At 71.5% G+C, this 21,133-nt stretch carries 15 protein-coding genes and 2 pseudogenes; 2 read left to right on the top strand and 15 right to left on the bottom strand.

The genetic code is table 11. The features are described from left to right. Nucleotides 1-128: 128 nt before the first annotated feature. Both AB0O21_RS23005 and AB0O21_RS23000 read right to left on the bottom strand, forming a co-directional pair. The gene (locus AB0O21_RS23005) at nucleotides 129-1,217 is read right to left on the bottom strand and encodes a hypothetical protein (protein WP_365173206.1); all 1,089 of its coding nucleotides are present in this window, start codon (nucleotides 1,215-1,217) and stop codon (nucleotides 129-131) included. 222 nt (nucleotides 1,218-1,439) lie between these two features. Beyond that, a complete protein-coding gene (locus tag AB0O21_RS23000) occupies nucleotides 1,440-2,570 on the bottom strand; it encodes an MFS transporter (RefSeq protein WP_365173204.1) in 1,131 nt (376 codons plus the stop codon). 47 nt (nucleotides 2,571-2,617) lie between these two features. Here AB0O21_RS23000 and AB0O21_RS22995 point away from each other — a divergent pair, with 47 nt between their 5' ends. Further along, nucleotides 2,618-3,955, top strand: a complete 1,338-nt coding sequence (locus tag AB0O21_RS22995; protein WP_365173280.1) for a PLP-dependent aminotransferase family protein — start codon at nucleotides 2,618-2,620, stop codon at nucleotides 3,953-3,955. A gap of 28 nt (nucleotides 3,956-3,983) precedes the next feature. Here AB0O21_RS22995 and AB0O21_RS22990 read toward each other — a convergent pair whose 3' ends face one another. The 9 genes and pseudogenes from AB0O21_RS22990 to AB0O21_RS22950 all read right to left on the bottom strand — a co-directional run bounded on the left by AB0O21_RS22990 (nucleotide 3,984) and on the right by AB0O21_RS22950 (nucleotide 15,142). Then, entirely contained in the window at nucleotides 3,984-4,649 is a 666-nt protein-coding gene (locus AB0O21_RS22990; protein ID WP_365173278.1) for a thymidine kinase, read from the bottom strand. A gap of 91 nt (nucleotides 4,650-4,740) precedes the next feature. Beyond that, nucleotides 4,741-5,532: a hypothetical protein gene (locus AB0O21_RS22985; protein WP_365173202.1), complete on the bottom strand. Its 792-nt coding sequence runs from the start codon at nucleotides 5,530-5,532 to the stop codon at nucleotides 4,741-4,743. Nucleotides 5,533-5,869: 337 nt separating this feature from the next. Then, nucleotides 5,870-7,465: a PQQ-binding-like beta-propeller repeat protein gene (locus AB0O21_RS22980; protein WP_365173200.1), complete on the bottom strand. Its 1,596-nt coding sequence runs from the start codon at nucleotides 7,463-7,465 to the stop codon at nucleotides 5,870-5,872. A gap of 172 nt (nucleotides 7,466-7,637) precedes the next feature. Next, nucleotides 7,638-8,285, bottom strand: coding sequence for a thymidine kinase (locus AB0O21_RS22975; protein ID WP_365173198.1), 648 nt, complete (start codon nucleotides 8,283-8,285; stop codon nucleotides 7,638-7,640). A 275-nt stretch (nucleotides 8,286-8,560) separates the two neighbouring features. Continuing rightward, entirely contained in the window at nucleotides 8,561-12,439 is a 3,879-nt protein-coding gene (locus AB0O21_RS22970) for a BTAD domain-containing putative transcriptional regulator (protein WP_365173195.1), read from the bottom strand. Continuing rightward, nucleotides 12,436-13,269, bottom strand: a complete 834-nt coding sequence (locus AB0O21_RS22965) for a serine protease (RefSeq protein ID WP_365173192.1) — start codon at nucleotides 13,267-13,269, stop codon at nucleotides 12,436-12,438. Before AB0O21_RS22965 ends, AB0O21_RS22970 begins: the two co-directional genes overlap by 4 nt. 20 nt (nucleotides 13,270-13,289) lie before the next feature. Next, nucleotides 13,290-13,601, bottom strand: coding sequence for a CU044_2847 family protein (locus AB0O21_RS22960; RefSeq protein WP_365173189.1), 312 nt, complete (start codon nucleotides 13,599-13,601; stop codon nucleotides 13,290-13,292). 212 nt (nucleotides 13,602-13,813) lie between these two features. Further along, a pseudogene (locus tag AB0O21_RS22955) lies at nucleotides 13,814-13,965 on the bottom strand (thymidine kinase); the annotation flags it as partial. Between the two features lie 10 nt (nucleotides 13,966-13,975). Beyond that, entirely contained in the window at nucleotides 13,976-15,142 is a 1,167-nt protein-coding gene (locus tag AB0O21_RS22950) for a sensor histidine kinase (protein WP_365173275.1), read from the bottom strand. 257 nt (nucleotides 15,143-15,399) lie between these two features. Between AB0O21_RS22950 and AB0O21_RS22945 the strand changes: the two are divergent. Then, a pseudogene (locus AB0O21_RS22945) lies at nucleotides 15,400-15,537 on the top strand (ankyrin repeat domain-containing protein); the annotation flags it as partial. Between the two features lie 22 nt (nucleotides 15,538-15,559). Here the strand turns inward: AB0O21_RS22945 and AB0O21_RS22940 are convergent. The 4 genes from AB0O21_RS22940 to AB0O21_RS22925 are packed head-to-tail and all read right to left on the bottom strand — an operon-like array spanning nucleotide 15,560 to nucleotide 20,974. Further along, nucleotides 15,560-16,210 (bottom strand): thymidine kinase, encoded by a 651-nt coding sequence (locus tag AB0O21_RS22940; protein WP_365173186.1) that lies wholly within the window; start codon nucleotides 16,208-16,210, stop codon nucleotides 15,560-15,562. 51 nt (nucleotides 16,211-16,261) lie between these two features. Further along, nucleotides 16,262-17,464, bottom strand: a complete 1,203-nt coding sequence (locus AB0O21_RS22935; RefSeq protein ID WP_365173183.1) for a nucleotide pyrophosphatase/phosphodiesterase family protein — start codon at nucleotides 17,462-17,464, stop codon at nucleotides 16,262-16,264. Continuing rightward, on the bottom strand, nucleotides 17,464-18,063 hold the full coding sequence (locus tag AB0O21_RS22930) for a DUF5998 family protein (RefSeq protein ID WP_069924106.1): 600 nt from the start codon (nucleotides 18,061-18,063) through the stop codon (nucleotides 17,464-17,466). The genes AB0O21_RS22935 and AB0O21_RS22930 overlap by 1 nt, the downstream gene beginning before the upstream one ends. A 52-nt stretch (nucleotides 18,064-18,115) precedes the next feature. After that, the gene (locus tag AB0O21_RS22925) at nucleotides 18,116-20,974 is read right to left on the bottom strand and encodes a GNAT family N-acetyltransferase (RefSeq protein ID WP_365173180.1); all 2,859 of its coding nucleotides are present in this window, start codon (nucleotides 20,972-20,974) and stop codon (nucleotides 18,116-18,118) included. Between the last annotated feature and the right edge of the window lie 159 nt (nucleotides 20,975-21,133).

The following is a 21,133-nucleotide window of genomic DNA, read 5'->3' as shown; positions in this document are numbered from 1 at the left end:
AACTCCTGCGAATACCGGGCCACACCCACCACGACACCTCCACCTCGGATCCCGTGATCCGATCTTCAAGGGATGTCCATAAACGGGGGTAAACCCTGAGAAACACGTCACCCGTCGGGAAGGTCCGTCTACTGGAAGCTGAGACGGTGCGGATGCGTAGGGGTGGCGGGGCAGGTGTGAACGCGCATGAGGCCGCGGCCGAGGTAGACGCCGGTCGGGTCACTGATCCGGTTATCCGGTACGAAGTCCTGGTCCTCCAGCGGGATCCAGCTCTCCGAGGCTCCGTCCCATTCACTGACGGCCACGGTGAGCAAGGGAGGCATGGGCGCTCCGCAGACTCCGCAAGCGATGTGCGCCGGGTCGGTGAGGTGCCACGAGGCGAAGCCGCCGACCTTCCAACCGGGCGCGATGGACAGATCGCCCCGGTAGGTGACCTCGTCATCCTCATCCGCGCGGGCGGCGCCCATGGCAGCCTCGTACTCCTCGTACGTGTCGAAGCTGGAGGGGGCGGAGGAGTCGAAGGCGTCATCGTCCTCTTCCTCGTCTCCCACTTCCCACATTTCGATGGCCTCCTGAAGGTCCTCATCCAGGAGACCTTCGTACTCGTGCTCCACCACGCGTTCGGGGTGGAGCACACACGTGTTCAGGACGCATTCGGCCCTGCCCACCACCACAGGCTCCGGGATCACGGCAAGGACTTCGTCCACGTCCTGGGAGCACCGCCACTTCAGCACGACGTCGATGGTCCGGTCGGGACCGTGCACTTCGAAGGGACACCACAGGACCTGGAGCAGGTCACAGCCGTCCGGTCCGGTGAGGTCGGGGATGTCACGGGCGAAGAGCTGTGCGACGGCGAGCAGTGGAATCGGGTCCGCGTCGCCGATCTGCGGGGCGTGCGGTCCGGGCTGGAGGGTGTCCAAGACCTCGCGTTCCGCGCCCGTAGGACCCGACCTGGGATCGCGGTGCCATGCCGCGTCGAGAATCCGCCGCTGGAGGCGCACGTCCGACAGACGGTGCCCGCTGCCTTTGGGGTGCACCGCGGTACACACAGGCCACGGCTCGCCGACGGGCCACAGGAACGGGCCGGCTACCGAACTGTCGTCGGCTTTCGGGGAGCCGTGGCGCGGGTGGAGGCGGGTGCTGGTACGGCGGTAGTCGGCGAGTGCGGGGAACAATGCCTCGGCGTCGACCGGGCGGGGCGGGGTGGTGCGGGTCATGCGATCCTCACGTGGGTCTCGGGGTCGGCGCTACACGCCAATTCTGACGCCGGGGAGACGGCGACCATGGGCCCGGTGAACGTCACGGCGTGGCTGTAGCCGTTGACCGGCGGGGCGCCGTCGGGTCGGATGTAGTGCTGCATCATGCCTCCTGAACTCGGGCGGTGATCACGCCGGGGCTGGTAGTGGATCCTTGGGCTCCGCCGTTTGTGGTCGCGTCGGTCATCGGCGGGAGCCGGTCGTCGCGCGGTCGCGCCAGGCCGGGGCGACGGCGGTGAGCATCAGCGCGGCAGTGAGGGCGAAGGCCACTGGGTAGCCCGTCCGGTCTGCCAGCACCCCGAACCCGACGGCGCCGACGCCCATGCCCGCGTCGTAGGCGAAGTTCCACAGGGCGCTGACCGTGCCGTAGCCCGAGGCGGGGACGCGCGCGTACATCAGCGTCAGGGTGGCGTTCTGGGTGACCCCGAATCCGACCCCGAACAGGGCCACGCCGGCGACCACGGCGACCGGGCTGTGCGTCAGAGAGATGAGGAGCGTTCCTGCGGCCGAGGCGGCCAGGCCGGGTAGGACGAGTCCGGCCGGTCCGTGCCGGTCACCGTGTCGGCCCGCGACCCAGCGGGCCGCGGTTGATGCCGCGGGCTGGACGAACAGGGCCACGGCGAGGAGTCCTGTGGCTGCCGCCGGAACGACGAGGGGGAGGAAGGTGACGATGATTCCCGCAGCGAGCGTGGTAGCCGAAAAGACGACGGCGGGACGCAGAAGGGCGGCCGTCCGGAACCCGGCCAGCACCCCGATCGACCCTCCCGAGGTCAGCTCGCGATCCGGGAGGCCCGGCACCGAGACGATCGCGGCCAGAGCGGCCAGGGCTCCGGCGATGCAGACCGGTGCGTACCCCACGTGCGCGACCAGCCACACACCCAGCGGCAGGGCCACCAGCGACGGCACCCCGGACACGATGCCGACCAGAGCCAGCCCCTCACCACGGCGCTCGGGCGGGATCATCGACGCCGTCAAAGCGCCACCCGCGACGACCGTGAACGCGAAGCCCAGACCGCGCACGGCACAGACCACCACGATCCACACCGTGCTACCGGAAGCGGTCAGCACGAGCGCGGGCGCACCGAGGAGAACCAGCCCTGTCACCAGCACCAGGCGGTAGCCGAAGCGGGCGACGAACCGGGGAGTGGCCAGCCCGCCTCCGACCGTCGCCAGCATCAGCGCGCCCGTGGCCAGTCCCGCGGCACTGCCGCCTCCGGACGCCTCGGCATAGAGGGGGACGACCGACAGCAGAAGGTAGAAGCTCGTCGAGGCACCGATGATCGAGACGAAACGCAGCAGCAGGGGCCGCGTCACCAGCGGCGGCCTCGAACCGGCCCCCTGACCGGGACAGCGGCGAGCCACTGCGGTCGCAGCTGGAACTCCGACTGCGGGACGCGATCCGGACCGGCCGGCTGCAGATCGGCGAACGGCTGCCGTCCTCCCGTGAACTCGCCCGGACGCTCGGGCTGTCGCGCGGGCTGGTGCAGGACTGCTACGCCCAGCTCCAGGCAGAGGGATACCTCGTGACACGCGCCGGCTCCGCGACCCGGGTCGCGGCCGGCGCAGGCGTACCGCTGGCGCCCGCGCCACCGCTCCCGGCACCTCCACCTCTGGTGGCCGACTTCAAATGGGGCGTCCCGGACCTGAGCAGCTTCCCGATCACCGACTGGCTGTGGGCCACGCGCGAGGCGGCACGCGCCATGCCGACAGCTGCGCTCGACTACGGTGACCCGCGCGGCAGCGCCGTACTGCGCGAGGTCATGGCCGGATATCTGCGGCGGGTGCGCGCCGCCGCCGCGGATCCGGAACGGATCGTGATCTGCTCCGGCTACGCGCAGGGCCTCGGTCTGGCCCTTCACGCCCTGGCCCGGACAGGTGTCCGCACGGTGGCGTACGAGGACCCGGGCTCACCGGCCACGATCGCCTCGGCCGCCGCCTCGGCCGGCCTGTCTGCGATCCCGGTGCCGGTCGACGAACGCGGCATCGACGTGCAGGCGCTCGCCGCGACCGACGCCCGCGCCGTCGTCGTGACCCCCGCGCACCAGTGGCCGACCGGTGTGGCCCTGGCACCCGAGCGGCGGCTCTCACTGATCGAGTGGGCCAGGTGCCGGGACGCCGTAGTCATCGAGGACGACTACGACGCCGAATTCCGGTATGACCGGGAGCCGGTGGGCGCCCTGCAAGGACTCGCTGCCGACCACGTGATCTCCATAGGCACCGTCAGCAAATCCCTCGCACCCGCGCTGCGCATCGGATGGATGCTGTGCCCGCCCGCGCTCACCGAGCAGATCACCGAGCACAAGCAGCTGAGCGACCGCGGGTCGCCGACACTCGACCAGCTCGCCCTCGCGCGAATGATCGAGTCCGGCCGCTTCGACCGGCACCTGCGCCGGATGCGGACGGTCTACGCGGCACGGCGCACCACCCTGGTGGCAGCGCTCGCCGAACACGCCCCCGAGGTCAGGGTGACCGGCCTGGCGGCCGGCTTCCATGCGATCGCGCATCTCGACGGATCGGCCCGGGAGCAGGACGTCATCGCCGCCGCCCACGCCCGCTCCGTGGGCCTCTGCGGAATGAGCACCTGCCGCTCCTCGCGTGCGACAGCGCCGGCACAGCTGGTCCTGGGGTTCGGCAACGTCGGCGAACGCTCCATCACAGCAGGCATCACGGCGGTCGGCGGCCTGCTCAGGGGCCGGTAGCCCACGTCACGGTCCGTCCCGGGGACCGTCAGGCGCCGTTGACCGGGAGGACGTCCGGGGAGAGGGCGCTCGCGTGGGCTGCGGCGCTCGTCATGCGCTTGCGGTGGTGGCGGCGGCAGAGGACCTCGTAGCCGATCTCCTCCGCCGGGCGGTTCACGTCGCCCACCACGACCTGGGCGCCTTCGACCACCATTTCGCCGCCCACCGTGCGGGCGTTGTGCGTCGCGCGGGCCCCGCACCAGCACAGGGCCTCGACCTGGAGCTGCTCCAAGCGGTCCGCCAGCTCGATCAGGCGCTGCGAGCCGGGGAAGAGCTTGGTGCGGAAGTCCGTGGTGATGCCGAATGCGAAGACGTCCATGTCCAGGTCGTCCACGATGCGGGCCAGCTGGTCGATCTGCTCGGGGGCGAGGAACTGCGCCTCGTCCACGATCACGTAGTCCGCCTTGCCGCCCTTGGAGAGCTGGCCGACGAGGTACGCGTAGAGGTCCATGCCCTCCGGCGCCTCGACCGCCTCCGTCACCAGGCCCAGCCGGGACGACAGCTTGCCCTCGCCCGCGCGGTCGTCCCGCGTGAAGATCACGCCCTGAAGACCCCGCGCATCGCGGTTATGGGCGATCTGGAGCGCCAGAGTCCCTTTGCTCGACCATCCACCATGTCCGGGTCCGCCATCCCCTGCCGGCGGGACCGCATCCAGCACTCCGCGACCACGTGTCGACCTTGCCGTGCCCGCGACAGGCACTCCACCACACATGCGTAGAGGTCCAGCGCCGGGGTTGCCTCCAGGCTCACGGAGACGAAGGGGAGGTCTCTTTGCGGAGGGGGTCTGGGACCGGGTCGCCGGAGAGGCGGACCGTGCTGAGGATGCGCATGACCAGGTCGTCGCGGACGGCCCCCTGGACGCCCGACCGGCCGTAGAAGTCCCAGGCGACGAAGTCGCCCTTGGAATTCTTGAAGCCGAAGGCGATCGCCCAGCCGTCCCCCGCGCACTTGTGGTCCTTCTTGGCGCCCTCGGTGCGGGCCTTCACGTAACTCCCCTTGACCCCGGCCTTGGTTGTGTAGGCCACCGGCTTGTCCCACTTGACGACCTCCTTGTCCGGGGATGCGAACGCGGAGTATGCCCAGGCCGTCGCCGTCTTCTCGGCGACCTCGTCGGTGGTCTTTGCGCCGTCGGCGCCCTTGGTACCGGTGGACGCGAGCGCGATGTCGTTGACGTAGCCGTCGCCGTTGGCATCCAGACTGCACCACTTCTTCTTGAAGAAGGCGGGCGCGGTGTGCCCGATCACCGGCTTGTCGGGGTCCTTGTCGTCCGAGAAGCCGCTGAAGATCTGCGGCTCCAGGACCTCCCAGTCCGGCGGTACGTCGAAGGCGGTGCCGTGCGCCGGATTCACCACGACCTTCCAGCCCTTGACCGTCGACTTCACGGTGCCCGGGGCGCCCGAGGACACGGAGCCGGACGGGGAACCGGAGGCGGGTGCAGTGGAAGCCGGCCCCCCGGCGCCGTCCGCCCTGTCGCCGTCCCGGAAGAGGACCGCGGCGGTCACCGCGACGGCCACCCCCGCAGCCACCGTCACCGACATTGCCACGACGGCCTTACGCCGGGGCGCGGAACGCGGCGCCGGTCCGGGAGGCGGAGTCGGCGCGCCGGGCGGGTACTGCTGGTGCGTACCGGGCGTGGCGCCCTGCCAAGGTTGGCCGAATACGCCAGGTCCGTAGGGGCCGGTCTGGGCGCCCTGCTGTCCGGGAACCGGCTGCCGGTAAGGGTTCTGCCCCGGGTTCTGCCTGCTCTGGTCCCCATCGGGCGTCTGCTGTCCTGGCCACATGGCGCGCAACAATAGGGCGGTGGCCGCCGCTCGTCACGCTTCGGGGGCGGGGAGGGCGCGGATCCGGCCACCCTTCCCGCCGGGGTCCCGCGACCTACTTCCCGAAGGACAGCAGGGAGTGGTCCACCTTCTTCGGCTCCGGGCTGCGTACGGACCCGTTGAGCAGGAAGACGCGTCCCTCGACCCAGGCCAGCCGGACGCTGGAGGTGTAGAAGGCGGATTCGGGCCCCTTGGCGATCTTCGGGCTCTGCAGGAATATCTCGGGCCGGCCTCCGCCCGTCGGGATGGCCGCCATCGCCGCGGACAGGCCCTTGTCCGTGTCGACGTAGACGACGACCTTCCCGTCCTCGATGGCCAGCGGGAACATGACGCGGCCGTCGGGGCCCGTCGTGCGCCACTTCACCTGACCGGTGTTGAGGTCGACCGCGATCACCTCGTCGGGCTTGTCGACGTCCAGCGGGTACTTGGCGTCGGGTGTGCCGCCCGCGATGTAGAGGTTGTCCGCGTCGGCCACCGCCGCGTTGCAGTCGTGCAGGTCGCCGCTGCCGCTGCCCCAGCCGTTGCACCGCTTGCTGACCCCGAAGGCGGCATTGGTCTGCGAGCGGACCTTGCCGTCGGCGGCGAAGGCCGTGATGTTCCAGACCTTCTCCTGCGTGTTGTAGGTGCTGACGACGAGCGGGTCCACGGACAGGATCTGGCCGAGGTTCGAGCCCTTCGCGTACTGGTGGCTCCACTTGGCAGCGCCAGTCGCCGGGTCGATCTCCTCGATCACCGACTGGCGGTCGGCCGAGTCCTGGCCGAAGCAGTCGCGTACGAGCATCAGCCTGGCGGCGGCGCCGCCGACCGTCGCGGGGGCGCAGCCGCTGCTCGGCGTACCGAAGAGTTTGTGCCCGTCGGTGACCGAGAAACCGCTCACGACCGCGGCACGCGCCACCGCGACGGTGTCCCCTGAGATGGCCAGCCGCAACTCCAGAGCCTGGTCGAAGACCTTCTCCTTCGGTATCTCCAGCTTCCAGCCCGCCTGGCCCGTGGCGAGGTCGACCTGCTGGAGGTGGGTGCACTGGGAGGTCGCACTGTCCTTCTCTCGCACCCCGACGACGATCTTCCCGTTCGGGGCGGGACTCTCCGGGATCCCGCACAGCGGCGTGGCGAGGGGAAGCCTCCACCTCTCCTTGCCATCGGTCGCGGTGTAGGCGGTGACCTCCTTGTACATCGCCTTGATCACGGCGTCCCCCACGCGCCAGGGGCCGTGCTGCGAGGCACCAGAGCCGGCCAGTTCGGTCCGGTTCGACACCAGCCAGACCCGGCCCTCGCCCGGCTGAATCCCGGCGTTGGGGTCGAAGACGAACGGGGGGCCGCCGGGACCCTGACCGTCTCCCTGGTCCACGGACGCGGACGCGGCAGGGGCGGCGGCGACGCCGGAGCCATCGCGCAGGAGGATGTACGAGCCGCCGCCGAGGGCGAGCAGGGCCGCGACCAGGGCCGCCACCACCACGCCGGTCCTGCCCCGCAGGCCGCGGCGGGGCGGGCGTACGAAGTCCGCCGCCTGCACCGGCGGTTGCGCGTAGGGATTGCCCGGCGCGGGCCCCGATCCGGGCTGTGGCGTCCGGTAGACCGAGCCGTAGCCCGGCTGGACTGCCCGCGGTTGCTGATCAGGGCCCGGCAGTTCGTCGAAGTCGCGACGGATCATGGGGTCAGTGTGGCTGGCAGGACGGCCGAACCGGGATACTTTTTTAGACTACTTCCCGTCACCGTGCCCGGCTCCGGCCCTGGTTCCCCGGCACCTGTACCCGCCAGGTGCGGGCGGGCTCACCCAAGTCGACAGCGTCTCCCTCGCGCACGCCGCGTTCGGGCTCACCCTCTCAAGCGTGGTTGACCGGGAGGACGTCCGGGGAGAGGGCGCCCGCGTGGGCTGCGGCCGAGGTCATGCGCTTGCGGTGGTGGCGGCGGCACAGGACCTCGTAGCCGATCTCCGCCGCCGGGCGGTTCACGTCACCGACCACGACCTGGGCGCCCTCGACGACCATCTCGCCGCCCACGGTACGGGCGTTGTGGGTGGCGCGGGCGCCGCACCAGCACAGGGCTTCCACCTGGAGCTGTTCCAGGCGGTCCGCCAGCTCGATCAGGCGCTGCGAGCCCGGGAAGAGCTTCGTACGGAAGTCCGTGGTGATGCCGAACGCGAAGACATCCATGTCCAGGTCGTCGACGATGCGGGCCAGTTGGTCGATCTGGTCCGGCGTCAGGAACTGCGCCTCGTCCACGATCACGTAGTCCGCCTTGCCGCCCGCCGACAGCTCACGAACCAGGTACGCGTACACATCCATCATGTCCGTCACCTCGACCGCGTCCGTCACCAGGCCCAAGCGCGAGGACAGCTTGCCCTCGCCCGCCCGGTCCTGACGCGTGAAGATCACACCGACCAGACCACGAGCCGAACGGTTGTGCGAAATTTGCAGCGCCAGAGTCCTTTTACTTGGGCATTCGCCATCAACCCATGGCATGGACGGCATGACTCCGCGTGTTCTCGGCTCTCTGTCGACACGGTCGATTCGACCGCCACCCCCAGCCGACGGGACCACATCCAGCACTGGGTCGAAGCCCCTGGCACGACGCGCTGAGAGCAGGCACCTTCTAAGCACTTGGCCGCAGGACCGAGCCGTGTAAGAGGTCCAACTACCCGGCCTTGGGGGAACTTCATGCGTCACCGTCCCCCCGGCCCAGCCCACCGGCACGCGCGCCGCTGTGTCTGTTTAGGGGAGCTTCAGTATCGGTGTCCCCCAAACCGTCATACGGCGATGAGCCCCGACGTGGCCAGCTCTCGCAGGTCCGCCGTCTCCGGTCGGCCTCCCACCCGCTCGTAAATGCTCAGCGCCTCGCTCCAGCACACCCTGGCCTCTTCGTTCCGTCCGAGGCGGTCCCAGGCCCGGCCCAGCACGGTGAGGACACCGGCCCGGCGCCGCTCGCCTCCGATACTGCCCAGGGCGAGGGCGCGTTCCGCGTGCAGTGCGGCGGCTTCGTACCGGCGGGCGGCGAGGTGGGCTTCGGCGATCCGGAAATTGGTCATTCCCTCCCACAGCCGCTGTTGGTGCTCTTGGAAGAGCGTCAGCGCCTTGGACAGTTCCTCGAGCGCCTCGGCCGGGCGGTCGGCCTGGGTGAGCGCGATGCCCAGCGCGTAGCGGCAGTTGGCCTCCCGCAAGGTGAGGCCCATGGCGCTGAAGATGGCCAGTGCCCGGCGGGCAGGCTCGATGCCGTCGGATGGCCCGCCCATGTCCACGCGGACCCGGGAGAGGATGCTCAGGGCGCCGGCCTCGCCGAGCCGGTTCCCGTCGGCGCGGTACGCCGCGAGCGCCTCGGTCAGGAACCGTTCGGCCTCCGCATGCCGGTTCTGGTAGGCCGCGATGACCCCACGGTCGTGCAGACCCGCCCCCACCGGCAGCGGATCGCCGCTGGCGCGGGCCAGCTCCACCGCGATCCGCGCCTCCTGGTCGGCCTGCTCGAACCGCCCAGATGTCAGGAGCAGCGAGGTGTAGGCGATCCGGGCACGGGCCTCCGCGCGCGCGTCGCCCGCCGCCCGCGCCGCTTCCCGTACGGCCGTGGCGGTGGTCTCGTACTGGCTCGCGTCCGCTCCCGCGTCGGCCAGGTCCTTCGCCGCCCACAGGAGGTCCGCGGCCTGCGCCTCCGAGCCCGCGGCCGCCTGCTGCCGTACGCATGCCAACAGGCAGGCGGCCTCCCCGTACAGCCAGTCCACCGCCTCGCTCCCGTCCTCGAAGACGAGCCCCGCGCGGCGGGCTACGGACAGGTGCTCAAGCAGCCGGTCGCCGGGACGCTCCAGCGCGTACACGGCAGCGGCCGTCGCCAGATAGAAGTCCACCAGGCGTGACAGGGCAGCGGCCTGCTCGCTCGCCGGCTGCTCGTCGCGTTCCGCGCACGCCCGCGCGTAGAGGCGTACCAGGTCGTGGTACCGGTAGCGCCCGGGTGCCGCGGATTCCAGTAGGGAGGTGTCGACCAGTGATTCCAGCAGGTCCTCGGTTTCGTACTCCGGCAGGTCGAGTACGGCGGCTGCAGCGGGCAGCGAGATGTCGGGCCCGTCGGCGAGGCCGAGGAGGCGAAACGCCCGGGCCTGAGAGGGTTCCAGCTGGCCGTAGCCGAGTTCGAAGGCGGCTTTGACGGCGAGGTCGCCGGCCTGCAGCTCGTCGAGGCGGCGGCGCTCGTCGGCGAGTTTGGCGGCGAGGACGGAGACGGTCCAGGTGCGGCGGGCGGCGAGCCGGGAGGCGGCGATGCGGATGGCGAGCGGAAGGAAGCCGCAGGCGCCGACCACGTCGAGGGCGGCCTGGCGCTCCGCGGCCACCCGCTCCTGCCCGACGATCCGCGTGAACAGTAGCCGGGCCTCCTCCGGGCTCATCACGTCCAGGTCCACCAGGTGCGCACCCGGGAGAGCCATCATCCGCACACGGCTGGTGATGATGACGGCGCTGCGGCCCGTGCCGGGCAGCAGCGCCTGCACCTGGGCGGCGTCTCGCGCGTTGTCGAGCAGGACCAGCAGCCGACGGCTGTCGAGCATCGAACGGAAGAGGGCGGAGCGTTCGGCCAGCGCATCAGGTATCGCATCGTCTGACGCTCCCAGGGCGCGCAGGAAGGCGGCGAGTACGGTCCCGGGCTCGGCGGGCCGGGGCGCATTGCCCTGCAGATCGACGTAGAGCTGGCCGTCGGGGAAGTCCGGGCGGGCGGCGTGCGCGACGTGCACGGCGAGGGTCGTCTTGCCGACGCCGGCGAAGGCCGACAGGGCGAGCACACGCTTTGAGCCGCCCGCACCGGACAGGATCCCCCTGAGTTCGGCAATGAGGGCGTCGCGGCCCGTGAAATCGGGGACGGTGGCCGGCAGCTGCGCGGGGGGAGCGATCACCAGAGTGGTGGTGATCGCCGTGTGCGATGCCATCGGCGAGGCGAGTTCGGGGTCGTCGCGCAGGATGCGCCCGTGCAGGGTGATGAGCTCAGGGGTCGGGTCGACGCCGAGTTCGTCGGCGAGGAGCCGTCGGGTGTCGGCGTAGACGTCGAGGGCCTCGGGCTGCCGGCCGCTGCGGTAGAGGGCGAGCATAAGCAGCTCACGGAGTCGTTCGCGCAACGGGTGGGCGGCGGTGAGCGCGGTGAGTTCGGAAACGGTCTCGGCGTGGCGTCCGGCTTGCAGGTCCAGGTCGATGCGGATCTCGAGCAGTTGGAGGCGCCATTCGGCGAGCCGGGTGCGCTCGGTGTCGGCGTGCGGGCCCGGGACCCCGGTGAGCGGCTCACCGTCCCAGAGGTCGAGTGCACGGGCGATCAGCGTACGGGCAAGGGCATGGTCGCCGGCGGCGCGGGCGCGGTCGGCGTCGGCGGCAAGCTGGCGGGCGATGCCGAGGTCGAGGGAATCAGCGGGGGTGCGGATGGCGTAACCGCCGGATTCGGAGACAAGCAGCCCGGGATCGAGCATCTTGCGCAGCCGGGAGGCGTACGTCCGGATGGCGGCGAGCGCCTGCTGCGGCGGGTCCTCGCCCCAGATGGCATCGATGAGTTCGGGCGCGGTGGCGGTGCGGCCTTCGCGGAGCAGGAGCGCGGCGAGCAGGGCGCGCTGCTGGGGGCTACCGGAGGGCAGCAGCTCGTTGTCGCGCCAGGCCCGCACCGGGCCGAGCACGCTGAAGCGCAGCATCTCGGTGGACCGAGGTCCGCGGGAAACGTCCACCAGTCCCCGCTTCCGGGTGATGTCCCGCCGCTCGTCGGCCGACGGCCTGACCGCGGCTGCGACCAGAGCGCGTGCGCCTTGAAGGCGGGGTTCGTCCTTGTTCGTCCGGGCGGACTCGAACTCGGTGGTCGCCAGGTTGGCCAGGGCTGACAACGCGAGCGGATGGCGGGGCCCCAGAGTCGCGGATGCCTTCTGGGCGGTGACGGCCAGGACGTCGGTGGCACGTTCCATTCGCTCGCCGTCCCCGGCAGCTTTGGCCGATTCGAACTCGGCCCGCGCCAGGGTGATCAGCGCCGCCAGGCCCTTCGGGTGATCGCCGCCGAGAAGACGGGTGAGCTGCCGGGCCGTTTCGGCGATCGCCTCCACCCAGCGGTCCGCGTCCTCGTGCCGTCGTTCCAGTCGCGCAACCGCGGCCAGTACCGACTCGGTCAGCAACCGCACGTCGAGACCGTCCTCGGACTGCGCACCACGGGGCAGGAGCTGAAGGGCCTGCCCGGCTGTCTGGCCGGCTCCGGCCGACGCGCCCTGGCGTAGCTTGATCGCCGCGACATTGGCCAGTGTGCGTGCCGTCTCCAGAGACGATCTGGTCTCCCCCGACCGGGGGAAAACCACCATGGTCGACAGCAAGGCGGCCGCCGCGGTGAGCTCGCCGCGGTCCGCCAGCGCGACCGCGAGGTTGTTGCGGCCCTCGTGGGAGAGGTCGGCGGACGCAGGGTCCAGGAAGATCCGTCCCACCACGTGCTCGATCAGCCGGTGTGACTCCTCCAGCAGGTCGAGCGTGTCGAGCAGGGCGGCAAGATAGCCGAGGTCCCTGCCGAACTGGGGACGGTGCAGCGGCGGCGGTTGGGTGCGCAGCTCGGCGACGGCGGCTTGGGCGAGCCGCCTGGCCGCGAGGTCACCGCGCAGGGCCCGCTCGGCGTGGGTGGCGGCTTCCTGCCAGGCAGTGGTCATGCCTCACCCCTAGGTGACTGCCGCTCGATGAACGTCTTCGCGGTGAGGAACTTGAGCTCGCTGCTCTGAGAGGCGTCCAGCACCCCGCGCTGTGTCCACTTCTCTATCTGGTCGAGCAGCAGATCCGTGACGGCGGCCGCCGCCCCCAGCCCCGTACCGCTCTCACCGCGCTCCTCCACACGGCAGTGAACCTGGTGCCGAACGGCTTGCTCCGGTGCGGGCTTGGCCGGGCGCAGTACGTCGATCAGGTGCTCCACGTCGAACTGGTCGAAGCGGCGCATCGCTTCACCGATGGTCGCGGCGAAGAGCACATTGGCGGCACGGTGCGACTCCGCCCGGTCCGGTGCCTGCTCCAGGAGGATGCCCACGATCAACGGCTCCCGATCCTCGGGCAGGCCTTTAACCACCGGGCCTCCCGAGTACCCCGAGTAGTCGCCCAGGTGTTGGTGTGTCGTCAGCTGCAGGGCCTCGATGACCGCTCCGCCCTCGCACGGATACTCGGCGGATCCGCTGTCGACCTGTCCCCGAAGATGCACCTCGGCGGCCGCGGGCCGGTACGGTCCGTGCCAGTCGTCACCGCCGTGCGCGACACCAGCACGAGGGATGGGCAATCGGACCTCGAATGCGGCCGAGACCGCGATCAGAGCGAGGTCCGCCTCCTTATCCTGGCGACAGACCTGCCCGGCCAACCGAGACCCGTCCGCCAAGACGATGTCCACGCGCTCGTCAGGCGATGTCAGGCCGCGCAAGCAGTGCAGCGCCGTCAGAACGTAGCGGGGGGTCAGCAGAAACCCGCCGCCGAGGCGCTGCCGGTCCTGGAACAGCTCCACCCAATAGCTCGCGCCGCCAGTCATTCGGATGCCGGAGCCCGCTCCACGGTCAAGGTGACCTCGAACGACGCCTCTGCCGACGCCTTGGACAGGATGACTCCGGCTTCCGCCGCCAGGGTCAGCCCGAAGGTCACCTCCATGCCGGACACCTGCCAGCCGTGGTGGCGTGGCACCCGGGCGAGTGACTGCTGGGCGATGGCCGAGGCCTCGACTATCGCCTGCTCCAATTCCTCGGCACGCTCTCCGAGGGCAGCGCTGGTACGCGTTCTGCTGGCGATCTGGCGGCTGCCTGACGCGTCGACAGCGACCGTTTCGACCCTGACCTCGGGCATGAGAGTGCGTTCCCGTCTCTAGGTGCTCAAAGTGCAGCGGCGTCCCGCCCCGTCAAGAAGCGTAGCCAGGCCGGTACCGAGAGGCGAAGGAATCACGTACAAGATCTGGGACTGCCGTATGGATCCGGCCACGCCTGGTCAAAGGGACACGGCGCGGAGAGCCGCGGCCCTTCGACCGACCACACCGGAACTCACCATCATCGGAGCAGAGGTCAGACGGACGTAGCCGGCAGCCCGTCCGGCGACAGCGTCGCCGCACTCGTCATCCGCCGAGGGGATGACGACGGCGCAGCACCCCGTACCCGACCTCCTCGGCGGGCTGGTCTACATCCCCCACCACAACCGGCTGGCCCTCGCCAACCATCCCCCACTTCTCAGGGAGTGGGGACCGGGACGGCGGCGGTCAGCACGGCGCCCTCTCCGGGCGCCGACTCGATGGTCAGGGTGCCACCGAGCTGGCGTATGCGGGCCCGCATCGCCGGGACGCCGTGTCCGCGCACGCCGGACGGGGCCTCGGGGAGGGCGGTGGGGTCGAACCCGTGTCCGTTGTCGGCCACGTCGAGGACGACTTGATCGTCGAGCCGGGTGAGGGTGAGCGCGGCGGTAGTGGCGCCGGAGTGCTCCCGTACGTTGGCCAGCGCGCCCTGGGCGATGCGCAGCAGTGCGGACTGCACGCGTTCGGGCAGCGGGGTGATCCGCCCGCCCGCATCGATGTGGACGCGCACCGTGAGTCCGGCGCCGGACTCCCGGTCGGCGAGGGCGTGCAGCGCGGCGTCGAGACCGCCGCCGTGGGCGAGGTCGGCAGGTGCGAGGTCGTGCACGAAGCGGCGGGCCTCGGCGAGGTTGAGCTCGGCGATGGACGCGGCGGTGCGGACGTGGCCGCGGGCCTTGGCCGGGTCCGTGTCCCAGGTCCGGTCTGCGGCCTGGAGCAGCATCTGCTGGCTGGACAGGCCCTGGGCGAGCGTGTCGTGGATCTCCATGGACAGCCGTTGGCGTTCGGCAAGCGTGCCTTCGCGGCGCTCGGTGGCGGCAAGCTCGCGGCGGGTGCGGACGAGGTCGTCGATGAGGGCGTGCTGGCGAGCCGCTTGCCGCTGCATGTGGATGAAGACGGCGGTGGTGAGCGCTGCGACGGCGGCCGGGCCGATCACCAGGTCGAGGTTGAAGCGGGGGGCCAGCGTCAGCTGAGCGAAGATCACGAAGAGCGTGAGGAACGCGACGAGGGCGTACGCGGCGACGGGCGGCAGGGTGCGCAGCACGGAGTAGAAGAGGGGGACCGCAACCCACGCGAAGCTGGGCGCGAGGAGGACGAGGACGGCCCACGCGGTGACGACCATGCCCAGCCAGGCCAGCCGGGGGGCCGGAGGCCACGACATGCCGCCACGGCCCGGGTGCGCCTTGAGCTCCGCGGCGGGGCCCAGCAGGTAGAGGAGGGCGAGCACGACGGCGAGGGCGATCACCCAGGGGGCGCGGGCCTCCTGAGTGTGGCGCTGGACGAAGCGGACCATGGACGTGCCTACCAGTACGAAGAAGGTGACGCGCATGACCAGCGCCAGCCACCGGTCGTCCGGATCGCCGCCGGAGCCGGAGGGGTCGCTGGGGTCGGGACGCACGCGCACCTCTTGACATAGAGTCCCTTAACTGAACAAACAGTCACATTGTTGCCGACGGGGACCATGTCAGGGGTAAACCGATCGGATGACCCGCGTGTCCCCCTCCTGCCCTCCGCACGCAGCCGGCCAGTCGACAGGTGGGGTGCGCCGCCGGGCCCAGGATGGATGTCAGAGCGGGGCAGCCGGAACGCAACCGCTTCGGCGGCATCGCCCTGATCCCCGCCGCCGAACGCGGCCACGTCGACCACGTGCGGGCCCTGCTCCGGGAGACCGACGTCGACGTCGATCGCGTCAACCGGCTCGGCTGGACCGCACTGCTCGGAGCAGGGGCGAGCAAGGAGCAGGCGATCAGACCGAGTTGACCGGGAGGACGTCCGGGGAGAGGGCGCCCGCCTGGGCCATGGCGGAGGTCATGTGGCGGCGGTGGTGGCGGCGGCAGAGCACCTCGTAGCCGACCTCGGCAGTGGCCTGGTTCACGTCGCCGACCACGACCTGTTCGCCCTCCACGACCATCACGCTGCCCACCGTGCGGGCGTTGTGGGTGGCCCGGGCGCCGCACCAGCACAGGGCTTCCACCTGGAGCTGCTCAATGCGGTCCGCCAGCTCGATCAGGCGCTGCGAGCCCGGGAAGAGCTTCGTACGGAAGTCCGTGGTGATGCCGAACGCGAAGACATCCATGTCCAGGTCGTCGACGATGCGGGCCAGTTGGTCGATCTGGTCCGGCGTCAGGAACTGCGCCTCGTCCACGATCACGTAGTCCGCCTTGCCGCCCGCCGACAGCTCACGAACCAGGTACGCGTACACATCCATCATGTCCGTCACCTCGACCGCGTCCGTCACCAGGCCCAAGCGCGAGGACAGCTTGCCCTCGCCCGCCCGGTCCTGACGCGTGAAGATCACACCGACCAGACCACGAGCCGAACGGTTGTGCGAAATTTGCAGCGCCAGAGTGCTCTTTCCGCAGTCCATCGTTCCGGAGAAGAACACCAGCTCGGGCATGGGAAGTACGGGACCTTTCGGGTCGGGGTGGGCAGACAGGGGGGCGGGCGGTCAGGTGCGGATTTCGAGCAGCGGGACCAGTTGCTCGGCCGCCGTCATCGAGCCGTGCATGCCGGCGAGGGCGGACTCGTTGGGCTCGTTGCGGGAGGCGGTGATGGCGACGTCGGCCTGGGCGGCCGCGACCACGTCGCCGATGCGGCCGAGCACGCGCTCGTCGCACTCCCCCGGGGTGCCGAACCAGCCGAGTTCGAGGGCCTCTTCGCGGCTCGCGACCCAGAAGCGGTCGCCGAGCACCTCGCGCCACACGGTCAGGACGTCGGCCTCGGCGCCCGGGACGGCGTACACGTGCCGGGCCCGGCCCTCGCCGCCGAGCAGGGCCACACCGGCGCCGAGCTCCCAGTCCTCGTCGAAGTCGACGCGGGAGTCTTCGTCGAAGGGGACGTCGACCATGCCGTGGTCCGCCGTCACGTAGAGCGCGGTGCGCGGCGGCAGCTGCTCGGCGAGGCGCTGGACGAGCCGGTCGACGTACATCAGCTGGCCGCGCCAGGCGTCGGAGTCCACGCCGTGGCGGTGGCCGGCCCCGTCGAGCTCGCTGAAGTACGTGTACACGAGCGAGCGGTCGCCGGCCGCGAGCTGGAGCGCCGCGAGGTCCATCCGCTCCTCGCCCGTCATCCGGCCGTGGAAGGTGCCGCCGGACAGTGCGATCTTGGTAAGCGGGGTGGTCTGGAAGGCGGGGGCGGACACCTGCGCGGTGTGCACCCCGGCCTTGTCGGCCTGCTGGAAGACGGTCGGGTACGGCTGCCAGGGCTTCGGCGAGGTCCAGGGCTGCCAGCGGAGCTGGTTCATCAGCTCGCCGCTGGCCGGGTTGCGGACGGCGTAGCCGGGCAGGCCGTGGCGGGCCGGCGGCAGGCCGGTGCCGACGGAGGCCAGCGAGGTGGCGGTGGTCGCCGGGAAGCCCGCGGTGATCGGGCGGCCGGTGCCGCCGCGCGAGCTCGCGAGGAGGGAGGTGAGGTACGGGGCCTCGTCCGGGTGGGCCTTGATCTGCTCCCACCCCATGCCGTCGACCAGGAACACGCAGTTCCGGTCGGCCGGGGTCAGCTCGGCGATGGAGGCGGTGAACCCGGGAACGCCCTGGCCGGCCACCAGCGTGGGCAGCAGGTCGGCGAGCGAGCCGGTGCCGTAGTGCGGAACGGGGGCGCCGGCCAGGTCCAGCAGCTCCGGTTCGTCCCAGCCCTGCGGCGCGGAGTACGCCATCAGCGGGCGGAGGGGGAGGAAGTGGCTGCTGTTGCTTCGGAGAGTGCCTGCGCGAAGACGAGGGTCTGGCGCACCGCCTCCGGGCCGTCGCCGGCCTCGCTGACGCGCAGGCTCAGGTCGTCGGCGGTGGAGTTGCCGGTGTAACCGTGGTCGGAGTCGCAGTTCGGGTCGCCGCAGGCGGCCGGCTCCAGGTCGATGCGGGAGACCGCGCCCCAGCCGATGGTCAGGACGACCTCGCGGGGCAGGGTGCCCGGGGTGTAGGACTCCGGGTTCGCGACGACGCGGCTGAGCACCACCGAGGAGATGCTGGACAGCTTGACCGACTCGGTGGAGGTGGTCGCGTACGGGGACGGGGATCCCGCGTCGGCGGCCTGCTCGTCGGTGTGGCTGACGATGAAACGGTTGCCCGTCAGGACGAGCACGGTGACGTGGCGGCGCACCTCGTTGGAGTCGAAGGTCGTCTCCTGGTGGACCAGGTACGACGAAATCGGCTCGCCGCCCACCGCGGCCTCCACCGCCTCGGCCACGAGGGCCGGGTAGTAGCCGCTGCGCTCGATCGCCGTGCGCAGCCCCTGGGTCGTCGTACCGGATTTCGCCATGAGGTCCATCCTAAGGCCCGTCCGGGGCACCCTGGCCTTCCCCGGTACGTGCTCAGTAGGCGGGGAGCGTCCGGGGGCCGAGGTCGCCGCGGACCGGCGGGTGCGCGATCCGGACGGTGGCGCTGAGCACGGAGAGCCCCTCGGTCGCGACCACCACCGGCTCCAGGGTGACTCCGACCACCTCGGGGTGGTCGTCCACCAGCCGCGACACCCGAAGGAGCAGCTCCTCCAGGGCGGGGGTGTCGACGGGGTCGCTGCCGCGCCAGCCGAAGAGGAGGGGCGCGGTCCGGATGGACCGGATCAGTCCGGCCGCGTCCCGGTCGGTGGCCGGGACGAGCCGGTGGGCGGTGTCGCCGAGCAGCTCGGAGGCGACGCCGGCCAGCCCGAAGGAGAGGACGGCGCCGGCGGCCGGGTCGATGACGGACCGGACGACGGTGTCGACCCCGCGCGGCACCATGGCCTGCACCACGGGCTGGAGCTCCGCGGGCTTGCCGAGCAGCTCGGTGAGCTCCTCGTACGAACGCCGCAGCTCCGCCTCGCCCGCGAGGTCGAGCCGTACGCCGCCCAGGTCGGCGCGGTGGCGCAGGTGCGGGGCGGTGGTCTTGAGGGCCACGGGGTAGCCCAGGATCCCGGCCGCCCGGACCGCGGCGTCGGCGCTGGGCGCGGGCAGGGCGGGCAGCACGCGGATCCCGTACCGGGCGAGCAGCTCGCGGGCGTCCCACTCGGGCAGGGTCAGCACGCCTCCGGCGTCGGGGTCGAGGCCGGCGAGCAGGGCGCCCAGCTGGGCGGCCGTGCCCGCTTCGTCGATGTCCTCGTACTCGGGGACCTGCCCGGCCGCCTCGGCGGTGGCCCGGCGCCACTGGCCGTAGCGGACGGCTTCGGCGAGGGCCCGTACGGCCCGCTCGGCGGCGGGGTAGCCGGGGATCCGGTCCGGCTCCCCGGCGGCCGGCTCGGCGGGGGCGAAGGGGGCGGAGGGAGCGGAGGGCGCCGAGGGAGGGAGCGCGGCGGGGGCCGTCGGCTCGGCGGGCGTCGCCGCCCCGGCCGGCGGAGCCTCCGGGGGGAGCGGTTCGAGGGGGTCGGAGGCCCGTGCGGCGGACAGCGCGGCCACCAGTTCGCCGAGCTCGACGTGTACGACGGCCACGGGCTTGCCCGGCACCGCCGCCACGGCCTCTCGCAGGGCATCGGCCAGGTCGTCGGCGAGGGCCCGCTCGCCCACCCAGGGGATGGCGGTGACGACGACCGCGTCGTTGTCCGGGGAGGCCAGCGCGGCGGCCAGCGCGTCACGGAAGTCGGCCGGGGAGGCCGCCGTCGTCAGGTCCAGCGGCGGCAGCGGGCTGAGGCCCTGGTTGAGGCAGGCGTCGTAGGTGAGCACCCCGAGGGACTCGGAGTTGCCGAGGATCGCGATCCGGGGGCCGGCGGGCAGCGGCTGCGAGGCCAGCAGGACGCCGACGTCCACCAGCTCCGTCACGGTGTCGACCCGGATGACGCCCGCCTGCCGCAGCAGGGCGGAGACGGTGGCGTCGGGCAGCCGGGTGTCGGGGACGACGTGGCCGGCCGGGGTGTGGCGGCCGCCCTTGGCGACGACCACCGGCTTGACGGCTGCGGTGCGGCGGGCGAGGCGGGTGAACTTCCGCGGGTTGCCGAGGGTTTCCAGGTACATGAGGGCGACGTCGGTCGCCTCGTCGTCGTACCAGTACTGCAGGATGTCGTTGCCGGAGACGTCGGCCCGGTTGCCCGCCGAGACGAACGAGGACATCCCTTCGCCGCGCCGGAGCAGCGCCGAGAGCAGGGCGATGCCGATCGCCCCGGACTGCGTGAACAGGCCGATGCGGCCGCGCATGGGCATCGGGGCGGGGGTGAGGGAGGCGTTGAGCTCCACCTCCGGGGCGGTGTTGATCACCCCGTAGGCGTTCGGGCCGATCAGCCTCATCCCGTACGAGCGCACCTGGCGCACCAGTTCGCGCTGGCGGGCGAGCCCCTCGGGCCCGCTCTCCCCGTATCCGGCGGACAGGACGACGAGCCCCTGCACCCCGTGCTCGCCGCAGGCGGCCACGGCTTCGGGCACCCGGTCGGCGGGGACGGCGATCACGGCGAGGTCGACGGGGGCGCCGATGGCCTCGATGGTGCGGTAGGCGCGGACCCCGTCGAGGAGGTCGCGGGTGACGGCCTCGTTGACGGCGTAGAGGTGGCCGTGGAAGCCGCTGTCGCGGAGGTTGCGCAGGGCCGCCGCGCCCACTCCGGCGCCGGAGCGGCTGACTCCGACGACCGCCACCGAGCCGGGGGCGAGCAGCCTCTGCACCGACCGCGCCTCGGCGCGCTGTTCGCGGGCGCGCTGCACGGCGAGGGACTCGGCGGTGGGTTCGAGGTCGAGGGTGAGGTGGACGGAGCCGTCCTCGAAGCTGCGCTTCTGCTCGTAGCCGACGTCCGTGAACACCTTGATCATCTTGGTGTTGGCGGGCAGCACCTCGGCGGCGAACCGGCGGATGCCGCGCTCCCGGGCCACCGCGCCGATGTGCTCGAGGAGGGCGGAGGCGACGCCGCGGCCCTGGTGCGCGTCCTGGACGAGGAAGGCGACCTCGGCCTCCTCGGCGGGGCCGGAGGCGGGCCGGCCGTCGGCGCCGATGCGGTCGTAGCGGACGGTGCCGATGAACTCCCCGCCGATGGTCGCGGCGAGTCCGACGCGGTCCACGTAGTCGTGGTGCGTGAAGCGGCGCACGTCGCGGTCGGAGAGCCGGGGGTAGGGAGCGAAGAAGCGGTAGTACTTCGACTCGTCGGACACCTGCTCGTAGAAGCTGACCAGCCGGCCCGCGTCCGCGGGGGTGATGGGCCTGATGCGGGCGGTGCCACCGTCGCGGAGGACGACGTCCGCTTCCCAGTGGGCCGGGTACGAGGGGTCCGACTCGGTGGTCATGCCCATACCTTACGGGCCGGGCGCGGGCTTGGACGGGGCGGGTGGCGCTCGCGCGGCGTGTTAGGCAATCCGGGGCAAAACGGTGCAAGCTGGGGAAGGCCGAACGGCGGGAGATTCGGGCCGAAGGTCGGTCCGAGCATTCCGGGCATCGTGAGAGAC

It is taken from the genome of Streptomyces sp. NPDC091371 (assembly GCF_040684275.1).
In the GTDB taxonomy this organism is placed as follows: Bacteria; Actinomycetota; Actinomycetes; order Streptomycetales; family Streptomycetaceae; genus Streptomyces.
This window is presented reverse-complemented; position numbering and strand designations above follow the sequence as displayed.